Annotated in this window: 16 protein-coding genes; 13 read left to right on the top strand and 3 right to left on the bottom strand. The window is 60.3% G+C overall.

Annotated elements, in window-relative coordinates; all coding sequences use genetic code 11:
- Positions 1-301 precede the first annotated feature (301 nt).
- The 7 genes from EYD00_RS14555 to EYD00_RS14525 all read left to right on the top strand — a co-directional run bounded on the left by EYD00_RS14555 (position 302) and on the right by EYD00_RS14525 (position 7,150).
- The gene (locus tag EYD00_RS14555) at positions 302-1,315 is read left to right on the top strand and encodes a LacI family DNA-binding transcriptional regulator (protein WP_034496644.1); all 1,014 of its coding nucleotides are present in this window, start codon (positions 302-304) and stop codon (positions 1,313-1,315) included.
- A 258-nt stretch (positions 1,316-1,573) separates the two neighbouring features.
- The gene (locus EYD00_RS14550; protein WP_006700383.1) at positions 1,574-2,932 is read left to right on the top strand and encodes an NAD(P)H-dependent oxidoreductase; all 1,359 of its coding nucleotides are present in this window, start codon (positions 1,574-1,576) and stop codon (positions 2,930-2,932) included.
- Between the two features lie 17 nt (positions 2,933-2,949).
- On the top strand, positions 2,950-3,252 hold the full coding sequence (locus tag EYD00_RS14545; protein ID WP_034497555.1) for a putative quinol monooxygenase: 303 nt from the start codon (positions 2,950-2,952) through the stop codon (positions 3,250-3,252).
- A gap of 12 nt (positions 3,253-3,264) precedes the next feature.
- Complete coding sequence (locus EYD00_RS14540) at positions 3,265-4,167, top strand: NAD(P)-dependent oxidoreductase (protein ID WP_004445026.1); 903 nt, start codon at positions 3,265-3,267, stop codon at positions 4,165-4,167.
- 22 nt (positions 4,168-4,189) lie between these two features.
- A complete protein-coding gene (locus EYD00_RS14535) occupies positions 4,190-5,185 on the top strand; it encodes a DctP family TRAP transporter solute-binding subunit (protein WP_004445022.1) in 996 nt (331 codons plus the stop codon).
- A 129-nt stretch (positions 5,186-5,314) separates the two neighbouring features.
- Complete coding sequence (locus tag EYD00_RS14530; protein ID WP_004445019.1) at positions 5,315-5,866, top strand: TRAP transporter small permease; 552 nt, start codon at positions 5,315-5,317, stop codon at positions 5,864-5,866.
- Between the two features lie 3 nt (positions 5,867-5,869).
- Positions 5,870-7,150: a TRAP transporter large permease gene (locus tag EYD00_RS14525; RefSeq protein WP_004445017.1), complete on the top strand. Its 1,281-nt coding sequence runs from the start codon at positions 5,870-5,872 to the stop codon at positions 7,148-7,150.
- A gap of 24 nt (positions 7,151-7,174) precedes the next feature.
- Here the strand turns inward: EYD00_RS14525 and EYD00_RS14520 are convergent, their stop codons facing one another.
- Together EYD00_RS14520 and EYD00_RS14515 are read right to left on the bottom strand one after the other, a co-directional pair.
- On the bottom strand, positions 7,175-8,071 hold the full coding sequence (locus tag EYD00_RS14520) for a LysR substrate-binding domain-containing protein (RefSeq protein WP_034496641.1): 897 nt from the start codon (positions 8,069-8,071) through the stop codon (positions 7,175-7,177).
- Positions 8,072-8,156: 85 nt separating this feature from the next.
- The gene (locus EYD00_RS14515; RefSeq protein WP_004445010.1) at positions 8,157-9,353 is read right to left on the bottom strand and encodes an MFS transporter; all 1,197 of its coding nucleotides are present in this window, start codon (positions 9,351-9,353) and stop codon (positions 8,157-8,159) included.
- Positions 9,354-9,477: 124 nt separating this feature from the next.
- Here EYD00_RS14515 and EYD00_RS14510 point away from each other — a divergent pair, with 124 nt between their 5' ends.
- A complete protein-coding gene (locus EYD00_RS14510) occupies positions 9,478-10,332 on the top strand; it encodes an AraC family transcriptional regulator (RefSeq protein WP_004445008.1) in 855 nt (284 codons plus the stop codon).
- Positions 10,333-10,390: 58 nt separating this feature from the next.
- On the opposite strand, the gene EYD00_RS14505 is transcribed toward EYD00_RS14510, so the two are convergent.
- Entirely contained in the window at positions 10,391-11,281 is an 891-nt protein-coding gene (locus tag EYD00_RS14505; RefSeq protein WP_034496639.1) for a helix-turn-helix domain-containing protein, read from the bottom strand.
- Positions 11,282-11,373: 92 nt separating this feature from the next.
- Here EYD00_RS14505 and EYD00_RS14500 point away from each other — a divergent pair, with 92 nt between their 5' ends.
- The 5 genes from EYD00_RS14500 to EYD00_RS14480 all read left to right on the top strand — a co-directional run bounded on the left by EYD00_RS14500 (position 11,374) and on the right by EYD00_RS14480 (position 17,738).
- Positions 11,374-12,645, top strand: a complete 1,272-nt coding sequence (locus EYD00_RS14500) for an ABC transporter substrate-binding protein (protein WP_034496636.1) — start codon at positions 11,374-11,376, stop codon at positions 12,643-12,645.
- Between the two features lie 253 nt (positions 12,646-12,898).
- Positions 12,899-13,759, top strand: coding sequence for a carbohydrate ABC transporter permease (locus EYD00_RS14495; protein WP_022562661.1), 861 nt, complete (start codon positions 12,899-12,901; stop codon positions 13,757-13,759).
- A complete protein-coding gene (locus EYD00_RS14490) occupies positions 13,756-14,592 on the top strand; it encodes a carbohydrate ABC transporter permease (protein WP_034496635.1) in 837 nt (278 codons plus the stop codon). The genes EYD00_RS14495 and EYD00_RS14490 overlap by 4 nt, the downstream gene beginning before the upstream one ends.
- Positions 14,593-14,603: 11 nt before the next feature.
- Positions 14,604-15,689 (top strand): ABC transporter ATP-binding protein, encoded by a 1,086-nt coding sequence (locus tag EYD00_RS14485; protein ID WP_034496634.1) that lies wholly within the window; start codon positions 14,604-14,606, stop codon positions 15,687-15,689.
- Between the two features lie 45 nt (positions 15,690-15,734).
- Entirely contained in the window at positions 15,735-17,738 is a 2,004-nt protein-coding gene (locus tag EYD00_RS14480) for an aldo/keto reductase (protein ID WP_034496632.1), read from the top strand.
- Positions 17,739-18,023 lie beyond the last annotated feature (285 nt).

Raw genomic sequence — 18,023 nt, 5'->3', positions numbered from 1 at the left:
TGTCATTCAGGCCGGGATCACCCTGCTGTCATCGGCGTGATGAAACGGCCTGAGCGCGCCTGAGCTCGAGCTTGCCATCGGTTCTGGCCGTCCACCCCCGTCGACCTTTCGCCCTGGCAGGGACGGACCGGAGCTTTCGAGTTGTCCGATCCGGCCACTATAAAACTCTAATTTGCGGCCGATTGATCGTTTGGCCGTTGATAACCGCATCGGACCGGCTTTTCGTGCGAAGGCCCGTCGATGTAAAGTGCCACCTGTGACGTTCATGGGGGCAAGCACTTTGGCCAAATCTATCAGGACGATGGAGGAGTTTTCGGAGTTTGTCGGCCTTTCCCGCCCGACCGTTTCGAAATACTTCAATGATCCGTCCTCGGTCCGCAAGAAGACGCGGGATGCCATCGAGGATGCGCTGAAGAAATCCGGGTTTCGGCCGAACATTTTCGCCGTCAACCTCAACCGCCGCCGTTCCAACATCATCGGCATCATCATCCCGAGTTCCACCGACCCCTTTTATATGGCGCTCACGAGCCGTATCGAGCTCATTGCGAGCGAAGCGGGGTTTCTGGCCTTCGTGCTTTCATCGGACGGCAAGCCCGAAATCGAAGACCGCGCCATCCGCACCTTCAAGTCGATGAACGTGGCGGGTGCCATCATTGCGCCGCTTGGCGTCAAATCCCATCGCGCTACGCTGGAGCAACTCGCGGCCACCGTCCCGATCGTCTATGTCGATTCGCCGCTCGACGAGACGTCCGCCTTTGTCGGCACAGATAACCGACAGAGCGTGGGACTGATGGTGGATTATCTCTGCCGGTCGGGAGAACCGCCCTGTTTCTTCGACATGCCGCAGGTTAATACCAATGCCGCCACGCGCCGCACGGCCTATGTGGAGGCCATGCAACAACTCGGCTTCGAGCCACATGTGATTAACGTCCCGGGCGACATCACATGGGAGTTTGAACGGTTTGCTTTCGAGGAAGCAGGCCGGCTTCTGGAACGGCGCACGCTTCTGCCGTCGCGGACGATCCTGTGCGCCCATGACCGCATCGCCTTCGGCGTCATCGCCGCGGCTTTTCAGAAGGGCATCAGGGTCGGCCACGGCGCCGATTACGATCTGAGGGTCGCTGGCCACGACGATCATCCGCTGGCGCGTTATGCCTGCCCGCCCATCACCACCGTGGCGCAGAACTACAACGAGATCGGCAGGCTGTCGATCGAGCTGCTGTTTCAGAAACTGAACCAGGAGGCAGACGATCCCACCCGAATGCGGGAGCGCATCCTGCTCAGCGCCGATCTGATGCTGCGGAAATCGGCCTGAGGATCGTTAGAAAAACTAAAATAAAAATGTGATTTTCTAAATAGAACTAATATTTGAACGCTCCTACTCTGTTCTCAAGGTTGCTTTGGGAGGCGACCGCGAGAGCCGGCGCACAGGTGTGCCGGGCTTCGGGAGGAACGTCAGATTGCCATGTCTCCGGTGCCGTGAGGGGAGCCTCGCAGCCGCGGTATTGCATGGTTTTCGCCGGGCTGACTGGACATTCTCGCCAGCAATTTCCCCAGCGAAGGATGATGAAACATGAACCTCTATTCTCTTCTGTCAGAACGTGCGGCCGGCGGCAGGCCTGTCCGCGTCGGTCTCATCGGCGCAGGCAAGTTCGGCTCCATGGTGCTGGCGCAGGCGCAGCGCATCGCCGGTTTCCACATGGTCGCCGTTGCGGACCTCAATGTCGGAAAGGCGAAGGAATCGCTGGATCGCGTCGGCTGGCCGAAGGAACGTTACGATGCGAAGAGCTGCGCCGAGGCGCTGAAGAGCGGCAAGACCTATGTGACCGACGACGTGAACGAGCTTTTCGCCTGCGGTGAGATCGAATGCGTCATCGAGGCCACCGGCCATCCGCTGGCCGGTGCCCGCCACGCGTTGGGCGCCATCGACCACAACAAACACGTCGTCATGGTCAATGTCGAAGCCGACGTCATGGTCGGCCCGATCCTTGCCGAAAAGGCCCGCGCCAAGGGCCTGATCTATTCCATGGCTTACGGCGACCAGCCGGCGTTGATCTGCGAGCTTGTCGACTGGGCGCGCGCCACCGGCTTCGAGGTCGTTTCCGCCGGCAAGGGCATGAACTTCGAGCCGCGTTACCGCTATTCGACGCCGGACACGGTCTGGGGTTATTTCGGCTGGACGGACGAGGAAGTGGCCAAGGGCGACTTCAATCCGAAAATGTATAATTCCTTCACCGATGGCACCAAGGCAGCCATCGAAATGGCGGCTGTCGCCAATGGTACGGGGCTGGATTGCCCGGATGACGGTCTGGCTTTCCCGCCCGCCGGCCTGCACGATCTCGCCCGTGTTTTCCGTCCCGCCGCCGATGGCGGCCGCATGGCCCGTTCAGGCCTGGTGGATATCGCCGCGAGCCAGGAGCCGGATGGACGCGAGGTGTTCAACAACATCCGTTACGGCGTCTTCGTCACGTTCAAGGCGCATAATGAATATGCCCGCGCCTGCTTCAAGCAATATGGCCTGCTGACCGATCCGTCCGGCTGGTACGCCTCCATGTGGCGTCCGTTCCATATCATCGGACTCGAAACCTCGATCAGCGTGCTCTCTGCCGTATTGCGAAACGAGGCAACCGGCTGCTCGAAGGAGTTCCGCGGCGATGCCGTCGCCACCGCCAAGAAGGACATGCAGCCCGGCGAAATGCTGGACGGTGAGGGCGGTTATGCGGTCTGGGCGAACGCCATTCCAGCGACCCGCAGCCTGGACATGAAAGCGCTGCCGATCGGCCTCGCCCATAACGTCAAGCTGAAGCGCGCCATCAGGAAAGACCAGATCGTCAGCTTCGACGATGTGGAGCTGGTCAACGATCTCGACGTGGTGAAGCTGCGTCAGGACATGGAAAACCGCTTCCGCCCGCAAAAGGACGCTGCGGCGTGACGGGCGGGGATCAGGACATGTCGAAGGGGGCCTTCGTGGTGATAGCGGAATTTCGGGTCAAGCCCGACGCGATGGAGGCCTTTCTCGACGCTGCGCGTGATGACGCCACCCATTCGGTTCGTGATGAACCGGGTTGCCGGCAATTCGACGTGGTGCGGCCGGAAACGGGAAACAATGTGGTGTTCTACGAGGTCTATGACGACAAACAGGCTTTTGACGACCACCTGAAGACACCGCATCTCGACCGATTCCGCGAGGCGTTCCCGGCGCTTATCGAAGAAGAACTGCCGGTGCGCTTCCTGAACCGGCAATGGCTTTGAAGGATGGGAACGATGGCAGACATCCGCCAGGTCGCCGTTATCGGTACGGGTATCATGGGCGCACCCATGGCGGCGCGCCTGGCAGAGGCCGGGTTTTCCGTCAAGGCCTGGAACCGCAGTGCCGACAAGGCTGCGGTTCTGGCGGAGAAGGGCGTGCAGCCGACTGTAACGGCTGCCGAGGCTGCGGCCGAAGCGGATGTGGTGCTCTGCATGCTGAGTTCCGGGCCGGTCTGCAACGATGTTCTGCTCGGTTCGCCGGGCATCGTTTCAGCCATGAAGCCCGGTGCGGTTCTGCTGGTCATGAGTTCCATTCCCGTTGAAATTGCAATGGAACAGGCTGAAGCCGCCCTGGCATGTGGCGTCAGATATGTCGATGCGCCCGTGTCCGGCGGTGAAAAGGGAGCGATCGAAGGAACGCTCGCCATCATGGCCGGGGGTGAACAGCGGGATGTGGATGCGCTGCGGCCGCTCCTCGGTTGTCTTGGCCGCGTCACGCACGTAGGGCCGGTGGGCTGCGGCTCTCTGGCCAAGCTTGCCAATCAGCTGATCGTCGCCTCGACAATCTGCGCCGTTGCCGAAGCTCTCACCCTTGCGGAAGAAGGGGGAGCGGACCCGGCACAGGTGCGCCACGCCCTGCTTGGCGGATTTGCCGATTCCACCGTCTTCCGTCAGCACGGAAAACGCATGGTTGAGGGCGATTTCCGCCCCGGCGGGCCGGCGAAATATCAGGTCAAGGATACGTCCACGGCGCTGGCCTTCGCCAGAAGCCGCGGCCTGACATTACCGGTCAGCGAGGAGGTTGACCGGCTGTTTCGCTCCATGGTCGAGCATGGCGCGGGCGAGCTTGATCACAGCGGTGTGATCCTTGAAATTAAGCGCATGAATGCGTTCGGAGGAACGCTCGAAACTGTTTAAGACACAACAAAGGGAGGAACACATGAAAATTTCAAAACTTTACGGGCTGGCCCTTGCCGCCACCATGCTGGTCGCATCGATTGCAAGGGCCGAGACGCTGACGCTGTCGACGCCGGATGCAGACAATTCCGAAATCACGCTTTCCGCCAACAAGTTCGCGGAACTGGTTTCAAAAAAGACCGACGGCAAGCTCAAGATCAAGGTATTCCCCAACGGTACGCTTTATGGCGGCGATCCTTCGGCGGGCGTCAAGCAGCTGGCCGGCGGCTCGCTTGACATGCTCCTGAATTCGACATCGCTCTACGCGACGTTCAACCCGAAATTCACAGCTATCGCCATTCCCTATCAGTTCCGTGATATCGACCAGCTCCGGGTCTATCTCGACAGCGATCTCGGCAAGGAGCTTTCCGGCGATCTGAGCAAGATCGGCATTCTCGGGCTCGATCTCTGGTCGCGGCCGCTGCGCCAGATCACCAATTCGAGGGCGCCGATCAAATCCCCAGCCGATCTGAAGGGCATGAAGCTGCGGGTGCCGAACAATCCGCTCTGGGTTGAATTCTTCGGCGCCATGGGGGCCGCCCCGACGCCGATGGCTTTTGCCGAAGTCTATAATGCCCTCCAGCTCAAGGTGGTCGACGGGCAGGAAAATCCGGTCAATGTGCCGGTCAGCGCCAAGCTCTACGAGGTGCAGAAATACCTGACGATCAGCAACCACATCGCCGACGCCTGGGTGCTGGGCATGAATCCTGCCCGTTTTGAAGGTCTTGATGAGAACTTCAAGACCGCGCTCAAGGAGGCTGCCGTGGAAACGGAGGCCTGGAAGGCGCAGAACGACGCTGCCGATATCGACAAGTCACTGGAAACGCTGAAAAAGAACGGCATGGAGGTGAACGCGCTGACCGATGACGAGCGCAAGGCTTTCGTGGCCGTGGCGGCCGGCCTTTCGGCGAAATTCTCCGCTCTGGTGAAGGATCAGGCCTTCTTCGACAAGACGCAGGCGTTCCTCAAGACGAACTGACCTTTCCGCAAACGGACGGCCGGGTTTCGATCCGGCCTTCCCAAATGTCAGGCAGGGTCGTCTTGCCGTGAGGGCAGGGTGGCATTCGTTTTACCGGATATCCGGTTTCAGCAGTGGAAGGGTATTGTCATGAACGATACGAAACCTTCGGTGCTCGGCACCATCGTAAGACTCATCGCCGATGTGGCCGCAGGCGCGGCCTGCGCCGGCATTCTCATCGTCGTGCTCCTCCAGGTCATTGGCCGCCTCATCGGCAGTCCTCTCCCCTGGACCGAGGAAGCGACCCGCTTTCTCTTCATCTGGATGGTGTTTCTGGGCCTCGCCGCCGGCTTCCGCACCGTTGAAAGCGCCCGTGTTGTGGTGTTTCTCGTGCTGTTTCACCGCTTCTTCCGGCGGCTCGCGGTGCCGATCTACGTCGGTTCATCCGTGTTCTTCTTCGGCATGATGGGCTGGACGGGCCTGACCATGGTGCGCCAGCAGGTCATGATGAACGAAACCGCCGCCACGCTTCCCATCCCGATGTGGACCATCGGCATCGTTCTGCCGGTTTCCGCCATCATCGCCGTGCTCGCCATCGTCGAATCGCTGCGCAGCCGCCGGGAGCTCATCGCGCTTCCCGAGCTTGGCCTGCCGGCGGACGAGATCGCACACGCCGACATCTCCATTTCAGCAGGACATTGATCCATGTCGGTCTTTCTTCTCGTCGCCTTTTTCGGTCTCAGCATGCTCGGTGTACCGCTTGCCATTGCGCTGGCGCTCGCCAGCGTCGGCACGCTCTGGCTCTTTACCTCCATGCCGATGGACCTGCTGTCGCAGACGATGTTCTCGTCCATGAACTCCTTCCTGCTCGTCGCCGTGCCGCTGTTCATCCTCGTCGGCACCGTCATGGAGCGGGGGCGTGTGGCGGAGCGCATTTTCGATTTCGCCGAGGCCATGGTGGGCTGGTTGCCCGGCGGCCTCGGTCACGTCAACGTCATCTCCTCGGTGATTTTTTCCGGTGTCTCCGGCTCGTCCGTCGCCGACATCGCCTCTGTCGGCGCCATCGAGATCAAGGCGATGGAGCGGCATGGCTTCCCGAAGGGTTATGCCGTCGGCATGACGCTTTGCACCTCCACGCTCTCCTCGATCATTCCGCCGTCGATCCTGATCGTCATTGCCGGCTCCATCGCCAACGTGTCCATCGGCACATTGCTGATCGCGGGCCTCGTGCCCGGCCTCTTCATCGCCTTCGCCTTCCTGGTCTTCAATCACTTCTATTCCGTGCACTACGGATATAACCCGCCGACCCCCTTCAACTTCCGTCTGGTTGTCATCACCGGACTTCGCGCCATCCTGCCGATGCTCACCCCGCTGATCCTCATCATCGGCATCGCCAGCGGCCTGTTCACGCCGACGGAAGCCGCTGCCATCGCGGTCGTTTATGTAGCGGTGCTCGGCGTCATCGTCTACCGCACGCTGCCGGTGCGCGAACTGCCGGAAATCCTCATCTCGACGGCACGCATTTCCGGAACCATCCTGTTCATCGCCGCCACTTCGCAGCTGGCTGCCTGGGTCTTCACCTTTGACGGCCTGCCGGAACAGGTCGCCGAACTCTTGAAGGCGATGAACCTCGGGCCGATGACGGGCATGCTCGTGATCTTCGTGTTCCTGCTGATCATCGGCATTTTCATGGAAGCGATCCCCGCCATGTTCATCCTCATTCCGGTATTGATGCCGCCGGTCGAAGCGCTCGGTATCGATCCGATCCATTTCCTGATCGTCACTGTCATGACGCTGACGCTCGGGCTGGTGACGCCGCCAGTCGGGGTCTGCCTGTTTGCCGCAGCCCAGGTCGCGAACATGAAGATCGAGGATGTCATCCGCGGTTCGCTGGCGCCGATGACGGTGCTGACGCTCGCCATATTTGCGCTGGTGCTTTTCCCGATCCTGACGCTTGGGCCGATACGGCTGATGGGTCTCTACTGAGCCGAAACAGTACGCCTGAAAAACTCAGACAACGCGACGGTCACGCCACTCGTCGCGTTGTTTTCGCATCCACTGCAGGAAAAGCGTCACCTTTCGCTGCCGCAGGTGAGAATGCGGGCAAACGATCCATTGGGTAACGAGCTTGATGCGCGGTGCGTCGATGACGGGGCAGACAAGCGCTCCGGTACTCAGTTCCCGTTCCATCATCAGCGTGCTTTCCAGCGCGACGCCCAGACCGCCGGCCGCGGCGTCGATGGCCATATGGCTGCGGTCGAACAGCACGCGCCGCCATCTTTTGTCTGAATGCACGCCCGCCATCGGGAACCAGTGCGTCCACTGCGCCTGCGCCTTCACCGAATGAATGAGCCGCAGTTCGAGCAGATCGGCAGCCTGAAGGCTTCCGGTGGCGGCATAGTCCGGTGAGGACACCGGCAGGAATTCCTCTTCCACCAGCCCTTCCACGAAGAGGCCCGGCCAACGACCATCGCCGTGGCGCAGCTCCACATCGACGAGCTCCTGCGAAAAATCGGTCGGCTCGTTGGTGCCGTCCAAGCGCACTTCCAGTTCAGGGTGCTCCTCCAGAAAGGAGCCGAGACGCGGCAGAAGCCATTTGTTGGAAATGGTCGGCGTCGCCCGGATCGTCAGTGCCGTGACGGAACGGAAACCACGAATGCTGTCGGTCGCGTCGGATATCTGCTCGATCTGGGCGGTGATCATCGAAAAATAGCGCTCGCCCGCTTCCGTCAATGTCACCTTGCGGCCCGTCCGCGCCATCAGCGTCGTGCCGAGCTGGCCTTCCAGCAGCTGGATCTGCTGGGAAACGGCCGAAGGCGTCACGCTCAACTCTTCCGCCGCCCGGGAAATGCTGCCCGCCCTTGCCGCGGCGTGGAAAACGAGGATCGATTTTATCGGGATTTGCATGGATAGGGCTTTGCTCAACGGAATACGGCGGTCACCCGAGTATCACAGGTGACCGCCGTGTTGAAAAGCGTTGAACGCGAGGCTTTTAGCGGTGGCTCGGCAGTTTGGGCAGGAAGACCGTCAAAAGGCCGAGCAGCGGCATGTAGGAGCAGATGCGGTAGACGAATTCAATGCCTTCCTTATCCGCATAGACCCCCAGAACCGCAGCGCCGATGCCGCCGAAACCGAAGGCGAAACCGAAGAACATGCCGGCAATGAGGCCGACGCGGCCCGGCACAAGCTCCTGCGCGAAAACGACGATGGCCGAGAAAGCAGAAGAGAAGACGAAACCGATGACGACGACCAGAACGGCTGTCCAGAACAGGTTCGCATAGGGCAGCATCAACGCGAAGGGAATGACGCCGAGGATCGAGAACCAGATGACGACGCGCGAGCCGAAACGGTCACCGATCGGGCCGCCGAAGAACACGCCCAGTGCCGAAGCGCCGAGGAAGAGGAACAGCAGTACCTGCGCGTCCTGCACGCCAAGGCCGAACCTGTCGATGGTGTAGAAGGTGAAGTAGCTCGATAGGCTGGCGAGATAGGCATTCTTGGTGGCGGTCAGAACCACCAGCACCAGAAGCGTCATCATCACGGTTCCGCGTGAGAGCGGCAGGGCGCGGCTGGCCGGAGCCTTGCCGACGGTTGCGCGGCGGTGGCGGGTATACCAGACGCCGACCCAGGACAGCACGCCGAAGCCGAGGAGCGCAATCAGCGAGAACCAGCTGAGGCTCGACTGGCCCAATGGAATGACGATGAAGGCGGCGAGCAGCGGGCCGATGGCCGTGCCGGTATTCCCACCCACCTGGAAGAAGGACTGCGCCAGACCATGGCGGCCGCCGGATGCCAGGCGGGCAACGCGCGAGGCTTCGGGATGGAAGATCGCCGAGCCGATGCCGATGAGGCAGGCGCCAATCACCAGAACCTCGAAACTATGGGCGAAGGCGAGCGTGATGAGGCCGGCGCAGGTGGAGAGCATGGCCACGGGCAGGGAAAACGGCATGGGCCAACGGTCTGTCACCATGCCGACGACCGGCTGCAGCAGCGATGCCGTGACCTGAAAGGCGAAGGTAAGCAGTCCGATCTGTACGAAATCGAGCGCGTAATTGGCTTTCAGCAACGGGTAAAGCGACGTCAGCAGCGATTGCATGATGTCGTTCAGCATGTGGCAGAAGCTCGCGGCTGCGATGATTGAAAACGCCGTGCGTTGCGGGTTGAACCCGGTGCTGGTGACGGTGGCCATAAATTATCCTCTCCAGATCCCCGCCGATGAAACGGGAAACATGTCTTTATTTGCTCCCGCTTTTATTCATATTGTGTCTGGCCTGCATTTGTGTTCTGGACGAGTTTCTTTGTGAGTGGGCCAAATGGCAAAAATCAAATCGCGACAGACAGTCGGTGTGACGCTCGAGGAGCATGAGCGCAGCCTGAAATTGATCGACGGCACCAATGAGCCGGTGCTGGCGCTCCATCGCATCTATCCGACGGGGCATCGCACTCCACCCCATAACCATAGTCGCGTGCAAATATGGTGCGCGCGCCGGGGGGTGGTGCTGGTCAGCACGGCGGATGGGCGCTGGATGATACCGCCGGGTCACGGGCTGCTCATTCCCGCCGGTCTGCAACATGAGGCCGAAGTCATCTCCAATGTCGAGATGCACTCCATCTATGTCCATCCCGATCTCTTCCAGGCAACGTCTCCAAGGGTCGTGGAAATAACAGATCTCGCCTCGAGCCTGATTTCCGAATTGCTGGCCGAGGAACATCAGCCAGCTGCTTTTCACCGGCAGGGTCTCGTGCGCGCACTTTTGCTGGATGAAGTGAACCGCCTGCCGGAACGCCCTTTGGGTTTGCCATTTCCGGACAATCAGCGGCTGGCAGCGCTTTGCCGGGATTTCCTCAACAGGCCCGTGGCGCGGGTGGAGATCGATGACTGGGCGGCGGCCATGGGCATCAGCCGCCGGTCCTTTACGCGTCTGTTTCGCAAGGAACTGGGGGTGAGCTTCGCCACATGGCGTCAGCAGGCCTGCATCTTCGCCTCCCTGCCGCGGCTGGCGGCGGGGGAGGCCGTGACGAACGTGGCGCTGGATGCCGGTTATGAAAACATCCCCGCTTTTACAACGATGTTCCGGCGAATGCTGGGCAGCTCGCCCCGGGCTTATCGCCAGGCGGCGCGGCAGCGCAGCGCCGCTTTTCCCGATTTTGAAGAGATGGGTGGCTAGGGTTGGGGTACTCACTCAACCTCATCCCTGTGACGAGCACACGAATGAGGAGGATACCCTAAGCCGCCGCCGCCCGCATGTCGCGGCGGAAATCGGAAGGCGACATGCCTGATATCTGGCGGAATGCCTTGTTGAATGCGCTGACCGAGCCAAAACCGCTTTCCATGGCGATCTGCAGGATATTGTCCTTGCCCGTCATCAGCATGGCCTGCGCGCGCGAAAGACGGAGCAGGGTCAGATATTTGATCAGCGTCATGCCGGTGGATTTGCGGAACAGGTTCATCGCATATTTCGGGTGAAGCGCGGCGGCGCGGGCGATGTCGGTTGCGTCGATATCGTCGAGGAAATTGGCGGCAATGAAATCGCACATGCGTACCACGCCGATGGAGGGCGCCATGCCCTCATCATTCTCTCTGCGTTTGCCGCTGGCGGCGGAAGATATGACGGCGTATGGCTCGAGGAACATCCGCTCGACCCTGAGCAGCAATTCTTCCACCGCGTGCTGGGCTTTCGCCGGGTCGCCGGAGGTGACATAGCGAAACCAGCGGCCGAAATTTTCGGCGTCTGCCTTGTCCGTCTCAGCACTCACCATCGTCGCACCGCCCATCAGCAGGCTCGAAACGGTAGCGGGCAGGCGCATGCGGAAAAAGTGCACGAGCGGAAGATGCGCGCCGGCGTAAAACGAATCGTCGGAAGAGTGGTCCATCTGGTGCGGCTGGCCACCCCAGAAGATGCACATCTGGCCGGAATTAAGCGTAAGGTCATGATCGCCCATGCGATAATGCACCGATCCCGCCATCACGTAATTCACCTCCACCTGCGCGTGCCAGTGTGGCCTGAGCATGATGGGCGGGTGATTGTGAAAAAGCTGAAGGGTTGTCGGCATGCCTTCGATGCTGCTTGCACCCGGCTGGTAGAAGGCTCTTTCAGCAATCTTACTTTCCGCCAAATCGATGTTCCCTTTTTACGAGACAGATTTCCTGCCGCCGGTAATGTGCCCATGTTCGCTGAAGAACGGCAATTGAAAAAGGGAGGTTTTCAATGTGCTTGAAATTTCTTGGCGCGTCTACGGCCATGCTGCTTCTTGCAGCCCCGGCTTTCGCGCAAACCGAGACCGTCACCATCTGGAGCTGGAATGTCGCGGCTTCCGCGCTGAAATCCACGGTAGAGGGCTTCAACAAGCAGAATCCGGATATCAAGATCGTCGTCGAAGACCTTGGAAACAATCAGGTTTTTGACAAGACGCTGGCTGCGTGCGCCGCCGGGGGCGATGGTCTTCCTGATATCGTCACCATTGAAAATTTCGAAGCGGAACTGTTCTGGAGCCGTTTCCCAGACTGTTTCACCAATCTGACCGAGCTTGGCTATACGCCTGAGAAACAGGCGCTTTTTCCTGATTTCAAGCGCACGGAACTGGAGGTTGACGGTGTCGCCTATGCGGTTCCGTGGGACTCCGGCCCGGTAGCGGTTTTCTATCGCCGCGACTTCTATGAAAAGGCGGGCGTCGATCCGGCCACCATCAAGAGCTGGGATGATTTCATCGCCGCCGGCAAGAAGGTCATGGCTGCCAATACCGGAACGGTCATGGCGCAGGCCGACTTCAACGGCGATAGCGAATGGTTCCGCATGATCGCCAATGAGCAGGGATGCGGTTACTTTTCGACCGATGGCCAGAACATTACCATCAACCAGCCCGCCTGTGTCGCGACCCTTGAAAAGGTCAAGGAAATGAAGGACGCCGGCATCATCACGGCGGCGATCTGGGATGAAAAGATCCAGGCCAATACCGCCGGCAAGGCGGCAAGCCAGATGTATGGCGCCTGGTACGAGGGCACGATCCGCTCCGGCTCGCCCGATCTCGCGGGCAAATGGGGCGTCTATCTGATGCCGAGCCTCACGCCTGACGGTCCGCATGCGGCCAATCTCGGCGGGTCTTCGCTGGCGATCAGTTCGACGTCCGAGCACAAGGAAGCCGCATGGAAATACATCGATTACGCGCTGACCACGAATGAGGGCCAGGTGACGATGCTGAAATCCTTCGGCCTCGTTCCCTCGCTGCTATCAGCCATCGACGATCCCTTCGTGAAGGAGAAGCACCCCTATTGGGGCGGGCAGGCGGTCTGGACCGATATTCTCGCCACGCTGCCGAAGATCGTTCCAAGCCGCGGCACGGCATTCCAGTCCGATGCGGATGCGATCTACAAGGCGACGCAGACGAAATATTTCGCAGGTGGCTATCCCGATGCGAAGGCTGCGCTCGATGATGCGGCAAAGCAGATCGAAACGGCCACGGGGCTGCCTGTCGCGCAGTAAGCCGGCGGCCCGGACCGAGCGGGTGCCACGGGCTTCTTCTCCCCGATCGGGAGAAGTCCGCGGCAGCGGGATGAGGGGGCAACGTTGGTGATAGATCGCGAGCTAACCCCCTCGTCCGACCCTTCGGGCCACCTTCTCCCCCTTGGGGAGAAGAAATAGGCCGCACCGCCTTGCAATGGTCTCGCCCTCGAAATCGGGCAGGCCTTCAAGCTTTTCCATTTATCCGGCCCTTGTCCGGCATCTGGAGGTCGTCATGCCGTCTAGGAACAGGATCGCTTATGCGTTCCTTGCGCCCTATCTCCTGATTTTCGCCACCTTCTGGGTCTGGCCGATCATCAGCTCGTTCATGCTGTCGTTCCAGAATACCCGCATTAACCCGTGGCGGTTTGCACCGTCCATGAACTGGGGGCGGCTCGTCTCCGATCCGGCATTTTATAACGCGCTTTACAATACGCTGATCATTCTGGTCATTCAGGTGCCGGTCATGATCGCGCTCGCCACCGTCATGGCGGTGCTCCTGAATTCGCCGCTGCTGAAAGCGCGGCCGCTCTATCGTTTTGCCTTCTTCGCGCCTGTCGTTGTCGGCGAGGTGGCCTATGCGGCGGTGTTCCGGCTGATGTTCAGCGCCGATTTTGGCATCATCAACAAGCTCATCACGTCAGTCGGCCTTGCGCCCATCTCGTGGTTCGACAATGCCAATGCGGCCATGGCGCTGGTCATCATCGCGGTGACCTGGCGCTGGGCGGGGTATAACGCCATCATCATTCTCGCCGGTCTGCAATCGATCCCCGGCGATGTCTATGAGGCGGCGACGCTGGACAAGGTGAGCAAGCGCCAGCAGTTTTTTCATATCACGCTGCCGCTCCTCAAGCCCATCATCCTGTTCTGCGTTGTCCTGTCGGTCATCGGCACCATGCAGCTCTTTGCCGAACCCTTCCTCATCACCAACAGGGGTGGGCCGGGCGGCGGCACGGAAACGCTGGGGCTTTTCCTTTATCGGCAGGGCTTCACCTCGCTCAATTTCGGGTACGCCTCGGCCATCGCCTACACCATGGCGGCGCTCGCCATCGCCATTTCGCTGCTTAATCTCTGGGTCGGGAGGGAGCCGAAATGAGATCGAAATCGAGATCGCTTTTCTGGCAAAAGATCGCGCTGCACGCGGTGCTGACGCCACTTGCCGTCATCTGGCTGTTTCCGCTGTGGATGATGTTCGTGTTCTCGACCATGCCGGATTACGGCATCTTCAGCCCCGATATCGTTCTGGTGCCGTCCACCAACTTCATCGACAATTTCAACAACCTGCAGGCGGATACGAATTTCCTCAGGGCCATGTTCATCTCGATCACCGTCGCCTGCATCTACACCGTCCTTTCGGTCTTCCTGACGTCGATGGCGGGCTGGGCGCTGGCGCGGTACCGTTTTGCGGGACGCGGCGTGGTGATCGCCATCATTCTCGGCACCATCACCCTGCCGTTTGCAGTCGTCGTCATTCCGCAATTCATCATGGTGGCGCGGGAATTCAAGCTCGCCAATACCTGGGTGGCGCTGATCGTGCCGCCGCTCTTCAACTCGCTCGGCGTGCTGTTCATGCGGCAATCCTTCTCGATGATGCCGACGGAGCTTTTCGATGCGGCGCGGGTGGAAGGCGTCAAGGAATGGCAGATTTTTCTGCGCATTGCTTTGCCCTTGGCGCGGCCCACAATGGCGGCGCTCTCCATCATTCTCTTCCTGGCCTCGTGGAACAATTACCTCTGGCCGCTTCTCATCAATTCCCGCCCAGGAATGATGACCGCACCCGTGGCGCTTGGCACCCTTATCGGGCTCACCAAGGTGTCATGGGGCGGCATCATGGCCGGCGCGGTGCTGCTGACCGCACCCATTCTCGTGGTTTTCGTGGTCCTGCAGCGTCACTTCATCGCCGGCATTTCAGCCGGGGCAGTCAAGTAAGGGGAGGCCGCATGGCGGAACTTTCGCTCAAAAACGTGGTCAAGCGATACGGTGCGCTGGAGGTGATCCATGGCGCCAATCTCGAGGTGAAAGACGGGGAATTCGTCGTTTTTGTCGGCCCGTCCGGCTGCGGAAAATCCACGCTTCTCAGAATGATCGCGGGGCTGGAGGATATTTCCGGCGGCGATATCGTGATTGGCGGCAAGACGGTCAGTGATGCTGATCCGGCCGATCGTGGCATTGCCATGGTGTTCCAGTCCTATGCACTTTATCCGCATATGACGGTGGCCGAAAACCTCTCCTTCGGCCTCAGGATGAACGGCAATCCGAAGGCCGATACGGAAAAGCGGGTCAACCGCGCCGCCGAAATCCTGCAGATCAATGAACTGATGGATCGCCGGCCGAAACAGCTTTCCGGCGGCCAGCGGCAGCGTGTGGCCATCGGCCGAGCCATTGTGCGCGAGCCGCAGGTCTTCCTGTTCGACGAGCCTCTGTCCAACCTCGATGCGGAACTGCGGGTGCAGATGCGCGTCGAAATTTCGCGCCTGCACAAGCAACTCCGCACCACGATGATCTATGTGACGCATGACCAGACCGAGGCGATGACGCTGGCCGACAAGATCGTGGTCCTGCGGGTGGGCAATATCGAACAGGTGGGTGCGCCGCTCGATCTCTATGACGATCCCGCCAACCGCTTTGTCGCCGGCTTTGTCGGCTCGCCGAAGATGAACTTTCTCGACGCCACTGTCATCGGCGGCGGCGCCGACAGCGTCACGCTCGCCCTCGACAGCGATCCTGCGGTGCGGCTGACTTTGCCGATCAAAGAGCGCGTCAACGAGGGCGCCAGGGTCTCGCTCGGCATCCGGCCGGAGCATTTTGCCGATGCGGGCGGGGGCGATGCCGATCTCACCGTGCATGTCGATGTCGCCGAGCATCTCGGCAGTACCAGCTATGTCTATGCCCGAACCGAAGGCGGCGAGCAGCTCATCATCGAGCGGCCGGAATCGCGTGATGTCGGCAATCGCGACCGGCTGACGGTCGGCCTTTCCGCCCGCCGGACTTTCCTTTTCGACAGCAAGGGCGAACGCCTGCGCTGAACTCTTTCCCAAGCACCCAAGACCGATACGAAAGACGAGGATTTCATGACCACCGAACAACCGATCCGCTGGGGCATCATCGGCCCGGGCACCATCGCCAGAACCTTTGCTGACGGTATCGCCCATTCCCGCACCGGCAGGCTTGAGGCCATCGCCACGCGCAATCCGGACAAGCCCGGCCTTGCCGAAGCTTTTGCCGGCGCGCGCATTGTGAAGGGTTACGATGCGCTGCTTGCCGATCCCGATATCGACGCGGTCTATATCGCCACGCCCCATACGGGCCATGCCGAGTGGGCAATCAAGGCAATCCGGGCGGGCAAAAACGTGCTGGTGGAAAAGCCTATCGCGATTTCCGCTTATGACGCCGACGCCATTTTCCATGAGGCGAAAAAGGCCGGCGTTTTTGCCGGTGAAGCCTATATGTATCGCCTGCATCCGCAGACGGCGAAATTGCTGGAACTGGTGAAAGCCCGCGCGGTGGGCGATATCCGCATCATCCGCTCCAGCTTCGGTTTCAACATGGGCTCGTTCCGGGCCGATCACCGGCTGTTCGCCAATGAAACCGCGGGCGGCGGCATTCTCGATGTCGGCGGTTATCCGGTTTCGATGGTGCGGATGATCGCAGGCGCTGTGGATGGAAAGCCTTTTGCGGAGCCCGAAAAAGTGGCGGGTGCTGCCCATCTCGGCCAGTCGGGCGTTGATGAATGGGCCTCGGCCGTGCTGAAATTCCCAAACGGCATCGTCGCCGAAGTCTCGTGCTCGATCATGGCGGCGCAGGACAATGTGCTGCGCATCATCGGTTCGGACGGCCGGATCGAGGTCAGGGATTTCTGGTTTGCCGCCGGCCACAAGGGCGGCACCGGGCGGATCGATATCATCAGGGGCGACAAGGTCGAAACCATCGAGCTGCCGGAGGATCGCTGGCTTTATTCCTTCGAGGTCGATGCGGCGGGCGAAGCAATTCGCCAGGGTAAAAAGGAATTCGATGCACCCGGCATGGCCTGGGCGGACAGCCTCGGCAACCTGCGCGTCATGGACCAGTGGCGCGCTTCCGTCGGGCTGGAATACAGCGTCGAAAAGGCGACGTCGCGCATCGCCAATATAGCCGGTGGTAAGGTTGTATCCGGAAATACGGTCCCGAAGCGGCAGATACCGGGCCTTGCCAAGCCCGCTTCGGTAGTCGCGCTCGGCTTCGAGTTTTTCCCCAATTTCGCTTCCGCATCCCTGACGCTCGATGCGTTTTACGAGGCGGGCGGCAATCTCTTCGATACGGCCTATGTCTATGGCGGCGGCAAAACGGAGGCGATTTTCGGAGACTGGCACACCAGCCGCAACGTGCCGCGCGAAGAGATCGTGCTGATCGGCAAGGGTGCGCATTCGCCGCTCTGCTATCCCGATATGATCGCCAAACAGCTAGATCAGTCGCTGGAGCGTCTGAAGACGGATTATGTCGATGTTTATTTCATGCATCGCGATAATCTCGACGTCCCGGTGGGCGAGTTCGTTGATGCCATGGATGCCGAGGTTCGGCGCGGGCGCATTCGCGGCATTTTCGGTGGCTCGAACTGGACGCGCGAACGCATGGATGAGGCCGCGGCTTACGCGCAGAAGAACGGCAAACAGGCCCCCGGCGCACTTTCCAACAATTTCTCGCTTGCCGAAATGCTCGATCCCATCTGGGCAGGCTGCGTGGCGGCATCGGATGACGAATGGAAAGAATGGTTGAAATCCCGACAAATCCCAAATTTCGCCTGGTCCAGCCAGGGGCGCGGTTTCTTCACCGAGCGGGCAGGGCGAGACAAGCATGACGATGAGGAAATCGTCCGCGTCTGGTATTCCGACCGCAATTTCGTCCGTCGCGATCGGGCGATCGAGCTTGCGCAGAAACTCGGGCGCCACCCAATCCATATCGCTCTCGCTTATGTCATCGCCCAGCCTTTCCCGGTCATCCCGCTGATCGGGCCGCGCACGATTGCGGAGCTGGAGGATAGTCTTTCGGCGCTGGATATTGCGCTGACGGATGAGCAGGTGAAGTGGCTGGAGGCGTAAGAGTGGATTGAGGCTGCGGATTTATCCGCCGCCTCTTTCGGATAGGGCAAGCTGTTGCGGCATATTTCTTCTCCCCGCCGCGGAGGAGGTGGCCCGAAGGGTCGGATGAGGGGGCTAGCTCTCCGGATATCTCTACCGGAGCCCCCTCATCCCGCTGCAGCGGACTTCTCCCCGGCGGGGAGAAGAAACAAGGGGCATCCGCTCGCGCACACTGATGAATCTCAGGGTTGAGACATCATCTTCCACCTTCTTTCCTATCCCGGTGACTGCTAAAGCGTAGGTTCA

It is taken from the genome of Agrobacterium sp. 33MFTa1.1 (assembly GCF_004328495.1).
Taxonomy (GTDB): domain Bacteria; phylum Pseudomonadota; class Alphaproteobacteria; order Rhizobiales; family Rhizobiaceae; genus Agrobacterium; species Agrobacterium pusense.
The sequence above is the reverse complement of the archived record's forward strand: the minus strand, read 5'-3'. Positions and strand labels throughout refer to the sequence as shown.

Coding starts and splice junctions, on each gene's coding strand:
- EYD00_RS14490 (WP_034496635.1), top strand. CDS start 13,756: ATGAGATCGAAATCGAGATCGCTTTTCTGGCAAAAGATCGCGCTGCAC.
- EYD00_RS14500 (WP_034496636.1), top strand. CDS start 11,374: ATGTGCTTGAAATTTCTTGGCGCGTCTACGGCCATGCTGCTTCTTGCA.
- EYD00_RS14525 (WP_004445017.1), top strand. CDS start 5,870: ATGTCGGTCTTTCTTCTCGTCGCCTTTTTCGGTCTCAGCATGCTCGGT.
- EYD00_RS14495 (WP_022562661.1), top strand. CDS start 12,899: ATGCCGTCTAGGAACAGGATCGCTTATGCGTTCCTTGCGCCCTATCTC.
- EYD00_RS14485 (WP_034496634.1), top strand. CDS start 14,604: ATGGCGGAACTTTCGCTCAAAAACGTGGTCAAGCGATACGGTGCGCTG.
- EYD00_RS14555 (WP_034496644.1), top strand. CDS start 302: ATGGAGGAGTTTTCGGAGTTTGTCGGCCTTTCCCGCCCGACCGTTTCG.
- EYD00_RS14520 (WP_034496641.1), bottom strand. CDS start 8,071: ATGCAAATCCCGATAAAATCGATCCTCGTTTTCCACGCCGCGGCAAGG.
- EYD00_RS14545 (WP_034497555.1), top strand. CDS start 2,950: ATGTCGAAGGGGGCCTTCGTGGTGATAGCGGAATTTCGGGTCAAGCCC.
- EYD00_RS14480 (WP_034496632.1), top strand. CDS start 15,735: ATGACCACCGAACAACCGATCCGCTGGGGCATCATCGGCCCGGGCACC.
- EYD00_RS14540 (WP_004445026.1), top strand. CDS start 3,265: ATGGCAGACATCCGCCAGGTCGCCGTTATCGGTACGGGTATCATGGGC.
- EYD00_RS14550 (WP_006700383.1), top strand. CDS start 1,574: ATGAACCTCTATTCTCTTCTGTCAGAACGTGCGGCCGGCGGCAGGCCT.
- EYD00_RS14530 (WP_004445019.1), top strand. CDS start 5,315: ATGAACGATACGAAACCTTCGGTGCTCGGCACCATCGTAAGACTCATC.
- EYD00_RS14510 (WP_004445008.1), top strand. CDS start 9,478: ATGGCAAAAATCAAATCGCGACAGACAGTCGGTGTGACGCTCGAGGAG.
- EYD00_RS14535 (WP_004445022.1), top strand. CDS start 4,190: ATGAAAATTTCAAAACTTTACGGGCTGGCCCTTGCCGCCACCATGCTG.
- EYD00_RS14515 (WP_004445010.1), bottom strand. CDS start 9,353: ATGGCCACCGTCACCAGCACCGGGTTCAACCCGCAACGCACGGCGTTT.